At 70.1% G+C, this 14,815-nt stretch carries 14 protein-coding genes and 1 tRNA gene; 7 read left to right on the top strand and 8 right to left on the bottom strand.

Annotated elements, in window-relative coordinates:
- Window positions 1-69: 69 nt before the first annotated feature.
- The 3 genes from ACI3KY_RS05250 to ACI3KY_RS05240 form a co-directional block, all read right to left on the bottom strand.
- Window positions 70-450, bottom strand: coding sequence for an RNA-binding S4 domain-containing protein (locus ACI3KY_RS05250; RefSeq protein ID WP_404929150.1), 381 nt, complete (start codon window positions 448-450; stop codon window positions 70-72).
- A complete protein-coding gene (locus ACI3KY_RS05245) occupies window positions 447-1,124 on the bottom strand; it encodes a lysoplasmalogenase (protein ID WP_404929149.1) in 678 nt (225 codons plus the stop codon). Before ACI3KY_RS05245 ends, ACI3KY_RS05250 begins: the two co-directional genes overlap by 4 nt.
- A gap of 75 nt (window positions 1,125-1,199) precedes the next feature.
- Window positions 1,200-1,787, bottom strand: coding sequence for a GNAT family N-acetyltransferase (locus tag ACI3KY_RS05240; RefSeq protein ID WP_404929148.1), 588 nt, complete (start codon window positions 1,785-1,787; stop codon window positions 1,200-1,202).
- A 131-nt stretch (window positions 1,788-1,918) separates the two neighbouring features.
- On the opposite strand from ACI3KY_RS05240, the gene ACI3KY_RS05235 reads away from it, so the two are divergent.
- Window positions 1,919-1,992, top strand: a tRNA-Pro gene (locus ACI3KY_RS05235).
- Between the two features lie 198 nt (window positions 1,993-2,190).
- On the opposite strand, the gene ACI3KY_RS05230 is transcribed toward ACI3KY_RS05235, so the two are convergent.
- Window positions 2,191-2,700: a phage tail protein gene (locus tag ACI3KY_RS05230; protein WP_404929147.1), complete on the bottom strand. Its 510-nt coding sequence runs from the start codon at window positions 2,698-2,700 to the stop codon at window positions 2,191-2,193.
- Between the two features lie 164 nt (window positions 2,701-2,864).
- Between ACI3KY_RS05230 and ACI3KY_RS05225 the strand changes: the two genes are divergently transcribed.
- Window positions 2,865-5,357 carry an Ig-like domain repeat protein gene (locus ACI3KY_RS05225; RefSeq protein ID WP_404929146.1) on the top strand — a complete coding sequence of 831 codons (2,493 nt, stop codon included), beginning with the start codon at window positions 2,865-2,867 and terminating at the stop codon, window positions 5,355-5,357.
- Between the two features lie 4 nt (window positions 5,358-5,361).
- Here ACI3KY_RS05225 and ACI3KY_RS05220 read toward each other — a convergent pair whose 3' ends face one another.
- Window positions 5,362-6,315, bottom strand: a complete 954-nt coding sequence (locus ACI3KY_RS05220) for an NAD(P)/FAD-dependent oxidoreductase (protein WP_404929145.1) — start codon at window positions 6,313-6,315, stop codon at window positions 5,362-5,364.
- 123 nt (window positions 6,316-6,438) lie between these two features.
- Here ACI3KY_RS05220 and ACI3KY_RS05215 point away from each other — a divergent pair, with 123 nt between their 5' ends.
- Window positions 6,439-7,029 (top strand): XRE family transcriptional regulator, encoded by a 591-nt coding sequence (locus tag ACI3KY_RS05215; protein ID WP_404929144.1) that lies wholly within the window; start codon window positions 6,439-6,441, stop codon window positions 7,027-7,029.
- Window positions 7,030-7,076: 47 nt separating this feature from the next.
- Here ACI3KY_RS05215 and ACI3KY_RS05210 read toward each other — a convergent pair whose 3' ends face one another.
- Together ACI3KY_RS05210 and ACI3KY_RS05205 are read right to left on the bottom strand one after the other, a co-directional pair.
- Window positions 7,077-7,874 carry a transglutaminase family protein gene (locus ACI3KY_RS05210; RefSeq protein ID WP_404929143.1) on the bottom strand — a complete coding sequence of 266 codons (798 nt, stop codon included), beginning with the start codon at window positions 7,872-7,874 and terminating at the stop codon, window positions 7,077-7,079.
- A gap of 53 nt (window positions 7,875-7,927) precedes the next feature.
- Entirely contained in the window at window positions 7,928-9,250 is a 1,323-nt protein-coding gene (locus ACI3KY_RS05205; protein WP_404929142.1) for a flavin monoamine oxidase family protein, read from the bottom strand.
- A 122-nt stretch (window positions 9,251-9,372) separates the two neighbouring features.
- On the opposite strand from ACI3KY_RS05205, the gene ACI3KY_RS05200 reads away from it, so the two are divergent.
- The 3 genes from ACI3KY_RS05200 (at window position 9,373) to ACI3KY_RS05190 (ending at window position 12,285) form a co-directional block, all read left to right on the top strand.
- Window positions 9,373-10,116: a hypothetical protein gene (locus tag ACI3KY_RS05200; protein ID WP_404929141.1), complete on the top strand. Its 744-nt coding sequence runs from the start codon at window positions 9,373-9,375 to the stop codon at window positions 10,114-10,116.
- A gap of 128 nt (window positions 10,117-10,244) precedes the next feature.
- The gene (locus tag ACI3KY_RS05195) at window positions 10,245-10,715 is read left to right on the top strand and encodes a hypothetical protein (RefSeq protein ID WP_404929140.1); all 471 of its coding nucleotides are present in this window, start codon (window positions 10,245-10,247) and stop codon (window positions 10,713-10,715) included.
- Entirely contained in the window at window positions 10,702-12,285 is a 1,584-nt protein-coding gene (locus ACI3KY_RS05190; protein WP_404929139.1) for a multicopper oxidase family protein, read from the top strand. Before ACI3KY_RS05195 ends, ACI3KY_RS05190 begins: the two co-directional genes overlap by 14 nt.
- Window positions 12,286-12,324: 39 nt before the next feature.
- Here ACI3KY_RS05190 and ACI3KY_RS05185 read toward each other — a convergent pair whose 3' ends face one another.
- Window positions 12,325-13,251 (bottom strand): Lrp/AsnC family transcriptional regulator, encoded by a 927-nt coding sequence (locus ACI3KY_RS05185; protein WP_404929138.1) that lies wholly within the window; start codon window positions 13,249-13,251, stop codon window positions 12,325-12,327.
- Window positions 13,252-13,468: 217 nt separating this feature from the next.
- On the opposite strand from ACI3KY_RS05185, the gene ACI3KY_RS05180 reads away from it, so the two are divergent.
- Complete coding sequence (locus tag ACI3KY_RS05180; protein ID WP_404929137.1) at window positions 13,469-14,791, top strand: MFS transporter; 1,323 nt, start codon at window positions 13,469-13,471, stop codon at window positions 14,789-14,791.
- The last annotated feature ends 24 nt before the right edge of the window (window positions 14,792-14,815 follow it).

Below are 14,815 nucleotides of genomic sequence, written 5' to 3'. Positions count from 1 at the left end.
ACCGGCTGCGCGGCCAGGACCGTTGATCGCTGCCGCCGCGTGACAGGCCGCGGAGGGCAGCGGCAGCGATCAACGGTCCTGGCCGCGCAGCCGGTCGATCTCGCGGCGCTCCCGCTTGGTCGGCCGGCCCGCGCCGCGGTCTCGCTGTGCCATGATCGGCGTCGGATCGCGCGGAGGCGTGCGGTCCTCCATGGCGGTCGCGACGAGGGGAGCGCCGACGCGCTTCGAGATCGGCTGACGCACCACGAGCATCCGGTCGAACCCGTCGATGCGCACGCGCACCTCGTCACCGATGCGCAGCTGCTGGGCCGCCTTCGCGCGCTCGCCGCCGACCCGGACGTGCCCTGCACGGCACGCCGTCGTCGCCGCCGAGCGGGTCTTGTAGATCCGCACGGCCCAGAGCCAGGCATCCACACGCACCGTCTTGCCGGGGGTGAAGGGGTCTGTCATGCCGTCACCGCCGGGGTGGGGAGCGGTCGGCGCGCCCGGACGCCGGCGAGCACGCCGGCGGCGATGAGTCCCTGGCCGAGGCAGTAGGTCAGCATGACGAGGGGGCTCGTCCAGTCCGGCATGGCGTCGGGCAGGAACAGCCGGAACGCGAGCACCGAATCGGAGGTGAGGAAGAACACGCCGCCCCATACGACCAGAGGATGGCAGCGGGATGCCGCGACCGCCGTGCCGCCCAGCACCAGGCCGTAGAGCGCGACCGCGACGGTGAGGCCGCCGAGATGGGGCCACAGCACCGCCAGGAGCACGATCCACCACACAGCGAAGACGGCCGCCCACGGCGGCACGCGCCGGACGGCGAGCATGCGCCAGAACAGCCAGATGTAGCAGAGGTGTGCGAGTCCGAAGAAGAGCAGCATGGCGGGCACGGTGGGCAGCCACGGGAAGAACGCGCCCGCACCGTCACCGAGCCACGACAGCCCGAGCGCGACGACGAGCAGCGTCTGAGCGGTCGTCCAGGCGGAGCCGCGCGAGCCCCAGACGACGGCGACGGCGAGCAGCGGCATCAGCGCCAGCTTGGTGGGCGCAGCGACGGCGGTCGCGTCCGCGGCGAGAGCCGCGACGTGCGCGAGCGACACCGCGATATACGGCACGAAGCCGATCCACAGCCGACGCATGGTCCTCCTCGAGATGCAGGCCGACCCTCATCGTCGCATGCCCGAGGCGACCCCGAGTCTCCACGCCAGCGGTCGTCAGCCGGCCAGGTCGAGCGAGACGATCGCGAGGTGGGGCTGCGGGCGAGCGACCTCACGGAAGCCGGCAGCTTCGAAGGTCGACACCACGCCGTGGTAGAGGTCGTTGACCGGGATCTTCTTGCCTGCGTCGGGGTCGAACGGGTAGGCCTCGATGACGCGTGCCCCGCTCGCGCGGGCGTAGTCGATCGCGGCGTCGAGCAGTCGCGCGTTGAGACCTTGGCCGCGATGCTGCTTGCGCACGACGAAGCAGCTGACGGTCCAGACCGACTCGTCGTCCCACGGTTCTTGCGAGTTCGGCGCCAGCTTGCGCGTGCGCCCGAGCCGCACCTGCCGGTGGCGGGGTCCGACCCGCACCCAGCCTGCGGCTTCGCCGTCGACGTATGCGATGAGAGCCGGCGGTGGCCCGACGTCGAACTCGGCGCGCAGCATGCCCTCGCGCTGCTCTCTCGTCGTCCGATCCCACTCGCTGTTGGGCATCATCCACCACTGGCACTGGCAGCCGTACCCGTCGCCGCCGCCGCTCAGCGCGTGCTCGGCGTCGTCGAAGCGATCCGCGGTGGCCGGTTCGATGGTGATGTGCGCCATGCGGTGAACCTAGTGCGCGCCGCCGACACCGGCAAGGCGCAGATCGATGCCGCGCCCGGGCGCATGCCGGTTCGCGAGGCCTCCGCGGAGCGGGTAGGATGGGGGAGTTGTCCGCGCGGAAGCGGGGCCGACGGGATGTGGCGCAGCTTGGTAGCGCACTTGACTGGGGGTCAAGGGGTCGCAGGTTCAAATCCTGTCATCCCGACAGAGAGTCCCGGGAACCTCAGGGTTCCCGGGACTTCGTCGTTGGTGCGATGTGACCACGTCATCGAAGAGCTGCCGGGTCGACTCGCAGCACGGTGATTCGCCTCGATGGTCACTGCTCGTCAGGTTTGCCTGTGGACCAGAGCCGGCCCTCGGGCGGTGCTGAGTATCGAGCGGGTCGCCGAACTCGGACTCTGAGTCAGTCGCGCGGCGGGAAGGCACCATCGATCGCGATGCACCAGTTCAACACCAGGTACGGCTGCATGTTGTCGTGTGGCTGGGCGTCTCCGCCGCCCCCGATCATCGCTGGATCCATGATCAGGTCGTCTGTGGTGCCGTAGGAAGCTCCGGCGCCGGTGACGGCCGGCGTTGCGCCCGACGGGTTCTTGGTCGAAGCGCTGGATGATGCAGCGACGGTGTGGCTATGCGGCGGCAGTGCCGGAGCGGTGAGGGTCACCACCTCAGCTCCACCGGCGTCGCCCTCGTTCCGGGGGGTGAGGCCCGGTGCTGCCCCGGCCCCGAGCGAGGCGCGCCCCCGCAGGTCGGGGAGGGCGAAGGTGGTGGCCCCATCGCCCCCATACATGGTGCCGAGCAGCGAGAAAAGGGCGCTGTTCTGCGAGATCGACATCAGCTGGCCCTCGCAAGCCAGCCACCCCCGAGGGGCGAAGTTGAAGCCGAAGCAGCGAATCTCGCCGATATAGGGATCCACGGGTGCTCCTCGGAAGACGCCGAATAGCCCCGGGGTCCAGAACGGGGCGAGGTCTGTACAAGGACCCTCCGCAGTCATAGTGTGCCGTCAGACAACAGAGTCCGCCAGCCCCTCGCCCGCCGGCAGCACAGCGACGCGGATCCCGACAGGGAGTGGCGATTTCCATGGCCAGATCCGACGCCCACCGCTCCGCTGCTGCACCCGGGCGTCTGCCAAGACGCGGAGTCGCGGCATCCATCGCCCTCCTCCTCGCTCTCTTCGGCACCATGGTCGCCTCGCCCGCTCGCGCCGACGGGCCCACGACCTTCACGAATGCCGCGTCCATCGCCATCCCCGCCACCGGGTCGGCCGACCAGGTGGGTGCGGCGAGCCCGTATCCGTCGCCGATCACGGTCTCGGGCTTGGCGGGAACCGTGTCGTCGGTGCGCGTCGTCTTCAACGGCCTGACACACTCGGCTCTCAACGACCTCGACGCCATGGTCGTCGCGCCGAGCGGCGAGAACCTCGTTCTGCTCTCCGACATCGGGGATCCGACGAGCACTCTCGCATTCGCCACCGGCGCCACGCTCACCTTCGACGATGCGGCCGCCGGTGGAGTTCCGACTGGGAATGTCCCCACCGGCACGTACCGCCCCACCAACAACGTCGCGGGAGACTCCTTCCTCGCGCCGGCACCGGCTCCCTCGGCGCAGACGACCCTCGCCGGCGCCTTCACCGGCATCGATGCGAACGGCACATGGCAGCTGTTCATCGTGGATGACACCACCGGAGATCTGGGGCAGATGGCCGGGGGCTGGAGCCTCGTCATCACCACGCAGGTCACTGCCGCACCCACCGTCACCACTGTCACCACGTCCGGAACTCCCTCGGTCACCGGCGCCCCGGTGACGATCACCGCGTCGGTGAATGCGGCAGGCGTCCCCGTGACCGTCGGCACCGTGTCCTTCACCCTGGACGGCGCGCCGGTCGCCCCCGTCTTCCTGTCCGCCTCCGGCACAGCATCCATCACGCTGGGTTCCCCCTCCGAAGGCACGCATGCCATAACGGCGACCTACTCCGGAGCACCCGGCTTCCTGACGAGCAACGGCTCCGTATCGCAACGGGTCGACAACGCGACGGTGGTCACGGGCACGACCTACTGCAACCCCGGCGCATTCGCCATCCCCTCGAACGGCACGGCATCGCCGTACCCGTCGAACATCACCGTCTCCGGACTCACGGCGCCCGTCTCCAAGGTCACCGCGACACTCAACGGCGTCTCGCACGCAGTGCCCGTCGATCTCGACGTGCTCCTGTCCGGTCCGGTCCCGACCACCAATGTGCTGCTGATGAGCGACGTCGGGGGCACCTCCCCGGTCAACGGGGCGACGATCGTGTTGGACGATGCCGCCGCGGGGCCGGTGCCCACGCCGCTTGTGACGGGAACCTTCCGGCCGACGGATGACGACGCCGATGCGGCGGATACGGCCTTCCCCGCACCGGCGCCGGCACCCAGCGGGGCCACCGCACTGGCGGCCTTCAACGGCGTGAACGGCAACGGGGTGTGGAGTCTCTGGGTGCTGGATGACGCCACCGGCGACGCCGGATCCATCAGCGGCGGCTGGTGCCTCACCTTCACCACCGCGAGTCCCACCACGACGCTTCTCACCTCGAGCCCGAGCCCCTCGTCCGTCGGCCAGCCGGTGACGTTCACGGCCATCGTCACCTCCGGTCCCACACCGGTCAGCACGGGCTCGGTGTCGTTCTCGGAGGGAGGCATCCCCCTCGCGTCGGGCGTCGTGGTCGATGCAAGCGGCAGGGCGACACTCGTGACGAGCGATCTCGGCGCCGGCAGCCACGTGATCACGGCCACCTATTCGGGTGCTCCGGCCTACGCAGGCAGCGGGGGCAACCTGCTGCAGGTCGTGCAACAGCCCGCACCGGTCGCGGTTGCGGGGGGACCATATTCCGTGGCGGAGGGCGGCAGCCTGTCGCTCGACGGGTCAGGATCGACCCCAGGAGCCACGTACCAGTGGGATGTCGACGGTGACGGCGCCTTCACGGACGCATCGGGGCCATCGCCCACGCTGACTTGGGCGCAGCTGGAGGCGCTCGGTATCACCGACGGCCCTTCGGTGCACACGGTCGCCATCCGCGTCGATCTGGGGAACCAGGCCGTCACCGACACCGCCGAGCTGGCGGTGACCAATGCGTCACCGACCGCCGTCGTGACGGGCGCCGCCGCGGCGACCGCCGACGTTCCCTTCACGATGAAGGTCGGCGCAGAGGACCCGTCGTCTGCCGACATGGCGTCGCTCTTCACGTACACAATCGACTGGGGCGACGGCACACCCGTCGTCAGTCTCTCCGGCCCCGCGGATCCACCGGTCACCCACGTCTACGCCGCCGCCGGCGTCTACACCGCGTCAGTCACGGCCACCGACAAGGACGGCGCGACAAGCGCGCAGTTCGGCGTGGCAGTGTTCGTCGCCGCGGCACCGGCCCCGACGACGCCACCACCCCCACCGGGCGCGGCGGCCCTGCCCGCGACCGGCGCGGACCCGATGTCAGCCGCTGTCGTCGCCGGCGTCCTGCTTCTCCTCGGCGGGTCCCTTGTCGCGACCCGGAGGAACGGCACATCGCGTCGCCATATCCAGCGGGCCGCAGCACCTCGCTGATTCCTCACCCGGCGGCTCGGCGCGTCGTGCGTCGGGTCTGCGCGATGTCATCGGCGAGCAGGTCGAGGTTGATCGAACCTCCCACGAGCGTTCCGAGGCCCAGCGAGACGGAGACGTTCGAACGCGGATTGACCACGTTGCCGACGGCGTACACGCCTCGCACGCTGGTCTGGCCGTCGTCGTCGACCGTGATCCAACTCCCGGTCTCGTCCTCGGTGGCGGTCGCACCGACGGCGCGCAGCAGAGAGTCATGGGGTCTCAGCCGGGTGCCGACGAAGATCACACCGACCGAGACCACGCGGTCGCCGAGATCAACGCCGGTCACTTGATCTCCATCGATACGGAGTCCTGCGACGTCTCCGAGTTCGATTCGGATGCCCCGATCGGCGAGCGCAGCCGCGTCCTCGGAGTCTGGTTCGCCGAAGGCGCCCGGGAAGTAGACGACGCGTTCGGACCACTGGCGCAGCAGCTGTGCCTGCTCGACGCTGCGCGGAGAGGTCGCGATCACGCCGACCACATCGAGGCGGTGCTCCCAGCCGTCGCAGTACGGACAGACGACGACTCCGCGTCCCCACTGATCGCGGAGGCCCGGGATGTCGGGCAGCTCATCGGTCAGGCCGGTCGCCACCAGCACGCGACGTGCACGCAAGCGCGTCTCCGTCGTGGTCATCGACACCTCGACCGCATCGTCCCGCACGGTCAGCGCCGACGCGGTGCCCTGTTCGAATCGGCCGCCGTATCCGCTGATCTCCTGACTGCCGAGCTCGAGCAGTCGCCGCGGGGGGAGGCCGTCGTGCCCGAGGACGCCGTGCATGTGTGCGGCATACGCGTTGCGCGGCCGGCCGTCGTCGATGACGACGACCCGGCGCCGCGCTCGACTCAGCAGAAGGGCTGCGCTGAGGCCCGCCGGCCCACCGCCCACCACGATGACGTCGACAGCGTCCGTTGAATGCTCCATGCCTGCGACGGTCGCAGTCGTGTGGGTAGAGTCGCAACCAGATTTGCCAAGTTGACAACAAACCGCGCAGAGACGACCACGACGGACTCCGATGCGGGAGCGAGGACGAGGAGGGACCCGGCCGTGGAGCGAGACGCCGCCTTCGCAGGACTCGGTGCGCGCCTCCGCTCAATCAGGGAGTCGCGGCGTCTCACCCTCGCCACCGTGAGCGAGGCGAGCGGCATCTCGATCAGCACTCTGTCGCGACTCGAGTCCGGCTCGAGGCGACCGCATCTCAATCTTCTGCTTCCCCTTGCGCGCGTCTACCGATTGACGCTCGATGACCTGGTCGATGCTCCCGCTCTGGGCGACCCGCGCATTCGTCCACGGCCACGGGTGCGCGAGGGAATCGTGACGGTGCCCCTGTCCGGCGGAGACGGCCCGTGGGAAGCCTTCAAACAGGTCCACCCGCCCGCTCCGGATGCCGACATCCGCCAGTGGGTGCATCCCGGCTGGGATTGGATCTATGTGATCTCCGGGCGCATGCGCCTGCTGCTGGCAGACGATGACCTGATCGTGGAGGCGGGTGCCGCGGTGGAGTTCGACACCCGCGTTCCGCACGGGTTCAGCAATCCCGGTCCGGGCGTGCTCGAGGTGCTGTGCCTGTTCAACGCCGCCGGTGCGCGTCTTCACACGCGGGCTGTAGGGGACGACGACCGCCGGGTCAGCGATTGAGGCGTAGGGCGCCGCCTCGCCGTGGCTGGGTCTCCCGCCTCGCGGGGTCAGAGCACGCTGACCAGCTGGTCGAGATCGTCGTTCGGCAGTTCGTCGGCCACGGCGGTGACAGAGACGCTCTGGAGTTCCGCCCGCCCCGACAGGACGTTGAGGAACGCCGTGTCGGCGGCATCCCTTCCCGTGGCGATCCGCACCAGCGTCGAACGTGGGGCGAGTGTGGTCGCGTCGACCGCCCGCCAGGCGCCATCCACCCACGCCTCGGCGACCGCGTGGAAGTCCATCGGGTCGAGCCCGGGCGCGTACACGGCGACCGAGCGGGCCGGGACTCCCCGGGCGCGCAGCAGCGCGACGCAGAGGTGCGAGTAGTCGCGGCAGACGCCGCTGCGGGCGAGCAGGGTGCGCACCGCCCCGTCGGTCGGGAGGGAGGAGCCCGGGATGTAGCTCAGCCGTGTGCCGACCCACGACGAGACCGCCGTGAGGAGCTCGGCTCCACCCTGGATGCCGCGGAACTCGGCGGCAGACGTCTCGGCGAGCGCGTCCGACTCGGCATACCTGCTGGGGCGCAGGTACGTCAGGAGCTCCACGTCGTCGCGTGCCGTCGGCGTCGCCGTGCCCTCAATGGTGGCGGTGTAGCTCATCACGAGCTCGCCGATGCCGCTCTGAACCCGATGGAGCCGCGTGGAGTGGACGTCGGTCAGCTCGGCGATCGAGACCGGCGCGCCGTCCAGAGTCGCGGTGACATACTCGGTGCTCATGTCGTAGACGCCGGCCGCCGCGATCGAGAAGACCAGGTCGGCGGGCTCGGTGACGGTGAGGACGATGGTGCTGCTGACCGTGCGCTGCATTGCCCAAGCCTGCCCTGAACGCGCCGATAAAGCGAAAGCCGGGCCGAAAGCGGTCAGGTCCAGGCGGTCTCGATGGGGATGTCGTGCCCCAGCACGCGCGATGCTGCGCGGTGGCCGGAGCACATCGCCGCCGTGACGGTGGCAGGGTCGTCCGTCCAGGTCGCCTCGCCGGCGAGATGGAGGACGCCCCCGATCGGCGTCGCGAGGTCGTCGTGGTCGGACGTCGCCGACCCCACCGTCATGTAGGCGTAGGAGCCGTGCGACCACGGGTCGTCCTGCCAGTCGGTGACGTGCACCGCCGTCGGCTTCTCCACGCGATCGCCGTACAGGCGCCGCAGCTGCACGAGGATCGAATCGACGATCTCCTCCTCGGTCCAGTCGCGCGTCTCGACGGCTGCGGGTCCGGCGGCGAACGTCAGCAGGGTGGGCGTGTCGTGGAGCGCGGTGAGGTCGTACCACGAGTGCCACCAGCGGCTCTCCGGTCCCTGCTGCCGGATCGCGTAGACCCCGTCGTCCCAGAAACGGGTTCGGAACCGCAGGAACACCTTCTCGAAGGCGTTCATGCTCACCCTGCTCAGCGCACCGGCGACCGGGTCGGGAAGCGCCGGCTCGATGACGAACTCCTCGGACTGCAGCACCCCGACCGGGACGGTGACGACGGCCGTGTCGGCCGAGAAGGCGCCGTGGTCGGTCGTGACGACGACCCCCTGCTCTGACCACTGCACCCGGGAGACGACATGGATCAGTCGGATGTCGAGGCCCTCCGCCAGCCGTCGCGGAAGGCGGTCGTAGCCGTCGGGGAACACGACCTCGTCGCCCTCGATCGCGTCGTCGTCGAGGCCGTGGGCCGCGAGGTCCTCGATCCAGGCACCGTACTGCTCCTCGGAGCGGTGCTCCAGAAACTCGCGCACCCGCGCCGTGCGCTCGGCGTCCCATCCCTGGGCAGCCAGCGCCGCGTCGGTGACGTCGCGGTATGACGCGTCGGGCGCGGAGGTCGCGATCACCTCGAGCAGGGCGGCGTCCACGGAGTGGATGTCCTCGACGAACGCCTGGGCCGCGGCATCCGTCAATCGACGACCATCGGGGCCGTAGTACGCGATCGGACGGCTGTCGGGCTGGTACCCGCCGACGGTGAACTCGACCATGCGCATGCCGAACGCCTCCGCGGCGGCGGCCACGGGGGAGTCGGTGATGCCGTGGATCCACGACGCGCCCATGTCGGTGACCAGCCCGAAACGGCGGTCGGTGGAGATGCGGCCGCCGACGCGGTCGCGGCCCTCCAGCACGACGACGTCTCGTCCGGCCTCGACGAGCAGTCGCGCCGCGGTGAGCCCCGCGACCCCCGCGCCCACGACGATGGTGTCGAAATGATCCATGTGCACCGTCCTCCTGCGCGCAGCACCGCGCGCTCCGACGCTATCGCAGGCGGTGCGGGGCGAAGCGAGATCGGCCGGACCGACGCTCTTTCGTCCAGCGAAGGCGAGTGGGACGATGAGCCATGGCGACTGGGGTCGACGAGGGGGCGGGCGCGTCCGAGCGCGCCGGTGAGAACGCCCATGCCGCCGACGTGCTCAGCGATGCGGCACTCGCCCGCCGGCTGCAGATCCTCGCGACCGAGCACTGGGGGCTGCTCGCGGCGCGCAGCACGGCCCAGAGCGAAGTGCTCACGCGGATCACGATCTACCTCACGCTCGTCTCCGCGGGCCTCGTCACCATCGGACTCCTCGGGCAGGCGACGAGGTTCGGATCCTGGTTTCCCACCGCGGCGCTGGCGATCCTCGGCTTTCTGACCGTGGTCGGCCTCCTCACGCTGATCCGCATGCTGACGATCTCCGAAGAGGACATGATGTTCGTGCTGGCGATGAATCGCATCCGCGGTGGATACGCGGACGTCGATCCGACGGCGACCGAGTACTTCCTCGCTTCTCCCCATGACGACGACATCGGCATGACGGTCACCTACTCGTTCCTGCGCTATCGCGGGGGTCTCGAGCAGGTGCTCGGGTCGTCGCTGATCATGAGCGCCCTCGTCACGGGATCGGTGGGTGGGATGTTCGCCGGCGGTCTCTGCACGGCACTCGGTATGCCGGGCGGCGGGCCGGTCGCCGTAGGCGTGGTCGTGGGGCTCGCGATCGTCGCGACCACCGCGGGGTACGGCGGATTCCGATTCACCCAGGTGTGGAAGACGTACACCCCGCGACGCCCCAGCGCGGGGCCGCCGGCGCAGTGGGGGCCGCGGTAACGCCGCGCTCGCCGCGCTCGCCGCGGCCTGAGGGGTACGGCGCCGCTGAGGCGGTGTGGCACGGGGATGTATCACCGCGCCGTCGGCGTGCTCTGAAGTGACATCGCTCCGACGACTCTGGGGGAATCATGCGTCTCGCATACCGCATCATCTCGTTCACCATCTGCGCGCTCGTCGCGCTGCAGGCGGCGTCCCACGCGTGGGCGTCCGCCGGGCTCGGCCTCTATATCGCGGAGGGGGGCGTGGTCGACGCGTCGGCCCAGGAGGGACCGCCGCCGTTCCCCGAGGCGCTGGGCTTCATGATCCACGGCATGAACGGCATGATGGTCATCCCGGTCCTCGCGCTGGCCCTCGTGATCGTGTCGTTCTTCGCCAAGGTCCCGCGCGGCATCGCCTTCGCAGTCGGCGTGCTCGCGCTGGTCGTGCTCCAGGTGACCCTCGGCCTGCTGGGCCACGGCATCCCGATGCTGGGCTTCCTGCACGGCGTCAACGCGCTGCTGCTGTTCGCGACCGCCCTGATCGCGGGGCTGCGCGCGTCGAAGACCCGGGTGCCGTCGGCCGCGGCGTCGACAGCCACCACAGCCGGTGCCGCGGTCTGAGGCCGCGCGGGCCGAGAGCACGCCGTCGAGAACGGCTCCGGCGGCGAGCCGGTGGGCGTGGTTCGCCCGCCGGCTCGCGCTGGTGGTCGTCGCGACCGCGTTGGTGGCATTCGGATGGGCGTGGTGGGCCAGCGTCCTTCCGGGGACCTACTTCGCCATGGACATGGGCGTGCCCGACTACGGCGGCGGACCCGGCGGCGGCTCAGGCTCCGCTGCGGCGCATGCAGCGGTGCACGACGACACGTCGGTCGGGGCCACGGCAGCGATCGGCTCGGGCACGACGAGTGTGACCGATCTTGTGGCCGATCCCGACCGGCCCGCGGACGTCCACGTGGAGCTCGTCGCACGCGCCGAGCGCATCACGCCGGACGGCGGCGAGCCGTTCGACGGATTCACGCTCAACGGCCAGTCGCCCGGTCCCGCCATCCGGGCCAGGCAGGGCGAACTCGTCGAGGTGGTTGTGCGCAACGATGATGTGGCCGACGGCGTCACGCTCCACTGGCACGGGGTCGATGTCCCGGCGGCGATGGACGGCGTCGCGGGCGTCACGCAGGATGCGGTGCGGCCCGGCGAGAGCTTCACATACCGGTTCGTCGCCGAGCAGGCGGGCACGTTCTGGTATCACTCGCATCAGGCGTCGCACCCGCAGGTGGTCGGAGGTCTGTTCGGCGCGCTCGTCCTCGAGCCCGCAGAAGAGGGAACGGATGCCGCAGCCGACGCGCTCGCGGCGATCCACACGTATCCGGGCGGTCAGCGGACGATCAACGGCGCCGTCGGCGACGCGCACCGTCGTGCGGCGCCGGGTGAGACGGTGCGGGTGCGGCTGATCAACACGGACAGCACGCCCACATCGGCGTGGGTCACCGGCTCGGACTTCCGCGTGCTCGCGATCGACGGACAGGATCTCAATCGTCCCGGTCAGGTGGAGGGGCAGGCGGTCGAGCTCACCGCAGGTGCCCGCGCCGACCTCGAGGTGCAGGTGCCGGCACAGGGCGCGGTGCGGGTGCAGGTGCCGGGGGCGTCGCTCGTCGTCGGACCCGACGGTGCGGAAGCCGACACATCGTCGGCGCCGCGGGAATCCGTCGACCTGCTCACGTACGGGGAGCCGGCCGCCGTCGGGCTGGACCCCGCCGCCGCCGATCGCACCTTCGCGTACGACATCGGCCGGTGGCCGGGCTTCCTCGACGGGCGCCCGGGCTACTGGTGGACGATCAACGGCGGCATCCTGCCCGCCGTACCGATGTACATGGTGGACGAGGGCGACATCGTCGTGATGCGCATCGCGAACAACAGCGGCGAGGTGCATCCGATGCATCTCCACGGTCACCATCTGCTCGTGCTGTCCCGGGACGGGCAGCCGTCGTCGGGCAGTCCGTGGTGGGTCGATTCCCTGGACGTCGAGCACGGCGAGTCGTACGAGGTGGCCTTCGTCGCCGATAACCCCGGCATCTGGATGGACCACTGCCACAATCTGCCTCACGCGTCGGAGGGTCTCATGACCCATGTCGCGTACTCCGGCGTCACGACCCCGTTCCGGCTCGGCCGCGACTCGGGCAACGACCCGGAGTGAGGGCACCGCGCGCGTGGCGCGGGCAGGAGAGCCCGGCGGTCAGCCTCCCGTGGACCCCAGCGGCTGCGGGATGCCGCCTCCCGCAGGCCGGAGCGTGCGCGCGTAGTCCTCCTTGAGGACGGCGAGGTGGAACCAGGCTTCGACGTTCGCCACGCCGGGGATCGCCCGGATGCGCTCGAGGCTGGCATACAGGGCCCCGGCCGACGGCTCGACCAGCGTGGTGACGACGTCGAACCGCCCCAGTGTGCGCGCCGCGAAGTCCACGCCACGCCAGGTGCGCAGAGCCTCGGTCACGGGCACGTCCGCGCCGGCGAGGTTGAGGCCGACGCCCATGGAGAGCTGTCGATGTGCGAGGCCCCGCGCCTCGACGGCGCTGATCTTGATCACCCCGCCATCGACGAGTCGCTGCACCCGGGTCGTCACGGCGGAGGGCGACAGGCGCACGGCCTCGCCGAGGGCGCGGTAGCTCCTGCGGCCGTCGCGCTGCAGCTCCTCGATGAGCGCGGTGTCGATGGCGTCGATGGTGATGTCGCCGTGATACTCCGAGACGAAGAAGCCCTTGACCACGTCCGTGTAGATGAGCGTGTTGATGTCGGCCACCCCGGGAAGCGCGCGGATCTCGGCGAGCAGGTCGTGCAGGGCCGGCATCGACCCGAGCCGGACCTCGGTGACGAGGTCGTGGGCGCCGCCGACGGCCGACACCAGCACCGTCTCGCTGAGTCCGCGCAGGTGCTGCGCGACGGGCTCGACGCCGCCGCGTGTGCGGATCGAGACATGCGCGAGCACGTGCTGGCCGAGGAACACGGGATCGACGGCGGCGACGACCCGTACCGTACCGTCGGACAGCATCGCGTTCAGGCGCGATGAGACCGCGGCGCGCGACTGACCCAAGCGGCCCGCCAGGGAGTGGATGCTGGCGCGGCCGTCGATCTGCAGCTCGCGGATGAGTTCGGCGTCGAAATCCATCCCGATCCTCGATTCGTCGATTTTCCCGAGATCGCCGGTGGCGGCGTACAGAAATCAAGTGTATGCCGAGCATCGCCGGACGGGACGCGTTGAGAATGCGCGCAAAAGCATTCACAACGCCAGCGGGGCGGCATCGAGGCTGGAGTTCTGCCCTTGCCCACGGCATCCGTCGTCCCTAGCATCGCTCCCATCCCGACACATCCGCAAAGGAGCGGTCATGACAACCACCACCAGCAGGGCGCGGCGCGCCGGCATCGCCGCCTTCGTGGGGACCACCATCGAGTGGTACGACTTCTACGTCTACGCGACCGCCGCCGCGCTCGTGTTCGGACCTCTGTTCTTCCCCAGCGGCGACCCGCTCGCCGAGACGGCTGCGGCGTTCGCGACCTTCGCGGTCGCGTTCCTCGTCCGCCCGCTCGGCGGCATCATCTTCGGGCACATCGGCGACAAGCTCGGCCGCCGCGTCTCGCTCGTGATCACGCTCCTGCTGATGGGCATCTCGACGGTGCTCGTGGGCTGCCTGCCGACGTACGAGACGATCGGCATCGTCGCTCCGATCCTGCTGATCCTGTTGCGGGCGATGCAGGGCCTCGCCGTCGGCGGCGAGTGGGGCGGTGCGGTGCTGATGAGCGTCGAGCACGCGCCCGAGGGCAAGAAGACCTTCTACGGCGGCTTCACGCAGCTCGGCAACCCCGCCGGCGCGCTGCTGGCGTCGGGCATGTTCGCCATCATGTCGCGCTGGGGCGAGGACTTCATCATGAACGGCGGCTGGCGCATCCCGTTCCTGCTGTCGATCGTGCTCGTCGCCGTCGGGTTCTGGGTGCGCTACCGCGTCGAGGAGTCGCCGGTGTTCGAGCAGAAGGTGGAAGGCCGCAAGCAGAGCATGCCGCTCGCCTTCGCACTGCGCGTCAACTGGAAGCCGATCCTGCTCGGCATCGGCCTGCTGCCGATCTCGACCGGCGGCTACTACCTGGCGACGACGTTCGCGACCGCCTATGCGACGGGCGAGCCGATCAGCATGAGCCCGCAGCTGATCCTCGACGCCATGACGATCGCGTCGTTCATCGAGTTCGTGGTGACGCTGCCGGTCGCATGGCTCGGCGACAAGTGGGGCCGCAAGAACGTCATGTACATCGGTCTGGTGACCTCGGTGCTCACCTTCGTGCCGTTCATGCTGGTGCTGCCCGGCAAGGTCGAGCCGGTCATCTTCCTGCTCGCCTCGCTCGTGCGCATCGCGATGAGCTTCACGTACGCGCCGATCGCCGCGATCCTGGCGCAGATGTTCCGCCCGCAGGCCCGCTACACGTCGATCGCGCTCTCCTACGGCGTGGGTGCAGCCATCTGGGCCGGCTTCTCGCCCTGGTTCGCGACGCAGCTGATCGCGTGGACGGGCAGCGTCTGGTCGGTGCTCGCGATGTTCACCGGCATGGCGCTGATCGCCGGCCTCTGCACGTGGCTCGCGCCACAGCACTCCGACGAGGCGCCGGTGACGGACACCTTCACCCCGCGCACCGACACGACGACCGCGCGCACGGCCTGACCCCCCGCGTCGCCCGGCACGACC

Origin of the sequence: Microbacterium sp. ZW T2_14 (assembly GCF_044987405.1) — a bacterium.
Taxonomy (GTDB): domain Bacteria; phylum Actinomycetota; class Actinomycetes; order Actinomycetales; family Microbacteriaceae; genus Microbacterium.
The sequence above is the reverse complement of the archived record's forward strand: the minus strand, read 5'-3'. Positions and strand labels throughout refer to the sequence as shown.

Excerpts from the sequence above, each read along its gene's own strand:
- ACI3KY_RS05245 (WP_404929149.1), bottom strand. The coding sequence starts at position 1,124 with ATGCGTCGGCTGTGGATCGGCTTCGTGCCGTATATCGCGGTGTCGCTC.
- ACI3KY_RS05180 (WP_404929137.1), top strand. The coding sequence starts at position 13,469 with ATGACAACCACCACCAGCAGGGCGCGGCGCGCCGGCATCGCCGCCTTC.
- ACI3KY_RS05195 (WP_404929140.1), top strand. The coding sequence starts at position 10,245 with ATGCGTCTCGCATACCGCATCATCTCGTTCACCATCTGCGCGCTCGTC.
- ACI3KY_RS05210 (WP_404929143.1), bottom strand. The coding sequence starts at position 7,874 with ATGCAGCGCACGGTCAGCAGCACCATCGTCCTCACCGTCACCGAGCCC.
- ACI3KY_RS05240 (WP_404929148.1), bottom strand. The coding sequence starts at position 1,787 with ATGGCGCACATCACCATCGAACCGGCCACCGCGGATCGCTTCGACGAC.
- ACI3KY_RS05205 (WP_404929142.1), bottom strand. The coding sequence starts at position 9,250 with ATGGATCATTTCGACACCATCGTCGTGGGCGCGGGGGTCGCGGGGCTC.
- ACI3KY_RS05200 (WP_404929141.1), top strand. The coding sequence starts at position 9,373 with ATGGCGACTGGGGTCGACGAGGGGGCGGGCGCGTCCGAGCGCGCCGGT.
- ACI3KY_RS05220 (WP_404929145.1), bottom strand. The coding sequence starts at position 6,315 with ATGGAGCATTCAACGGACGCTGTCGACGTCATCGTGGTGGGCGGTGGG.
- ACI3KY_RS05185 (WP_404929138.1), bottom strand. The coding sequence starts at position 13,251 with ATGGATTTCGACGCCGAACTCATCCGCGAGCTGCAGATCGACGGCCGC.
- ACI3KY_RS05225 (WP_404929146.1), top strand. The coding sequence starts at position 2,865 with ATGGCCAGATCCGACGCCCACCGCTCCGCTGCTGCACCCGGGCGTCTG.
- ACI3KY_RS05250 (WP_404929150.1), bottom strand. The coding sequence starts at position 450 with ATGACAGACCCCTTCACCCCCGGCAAGACGGTGCGTGTGGATGCCTGG.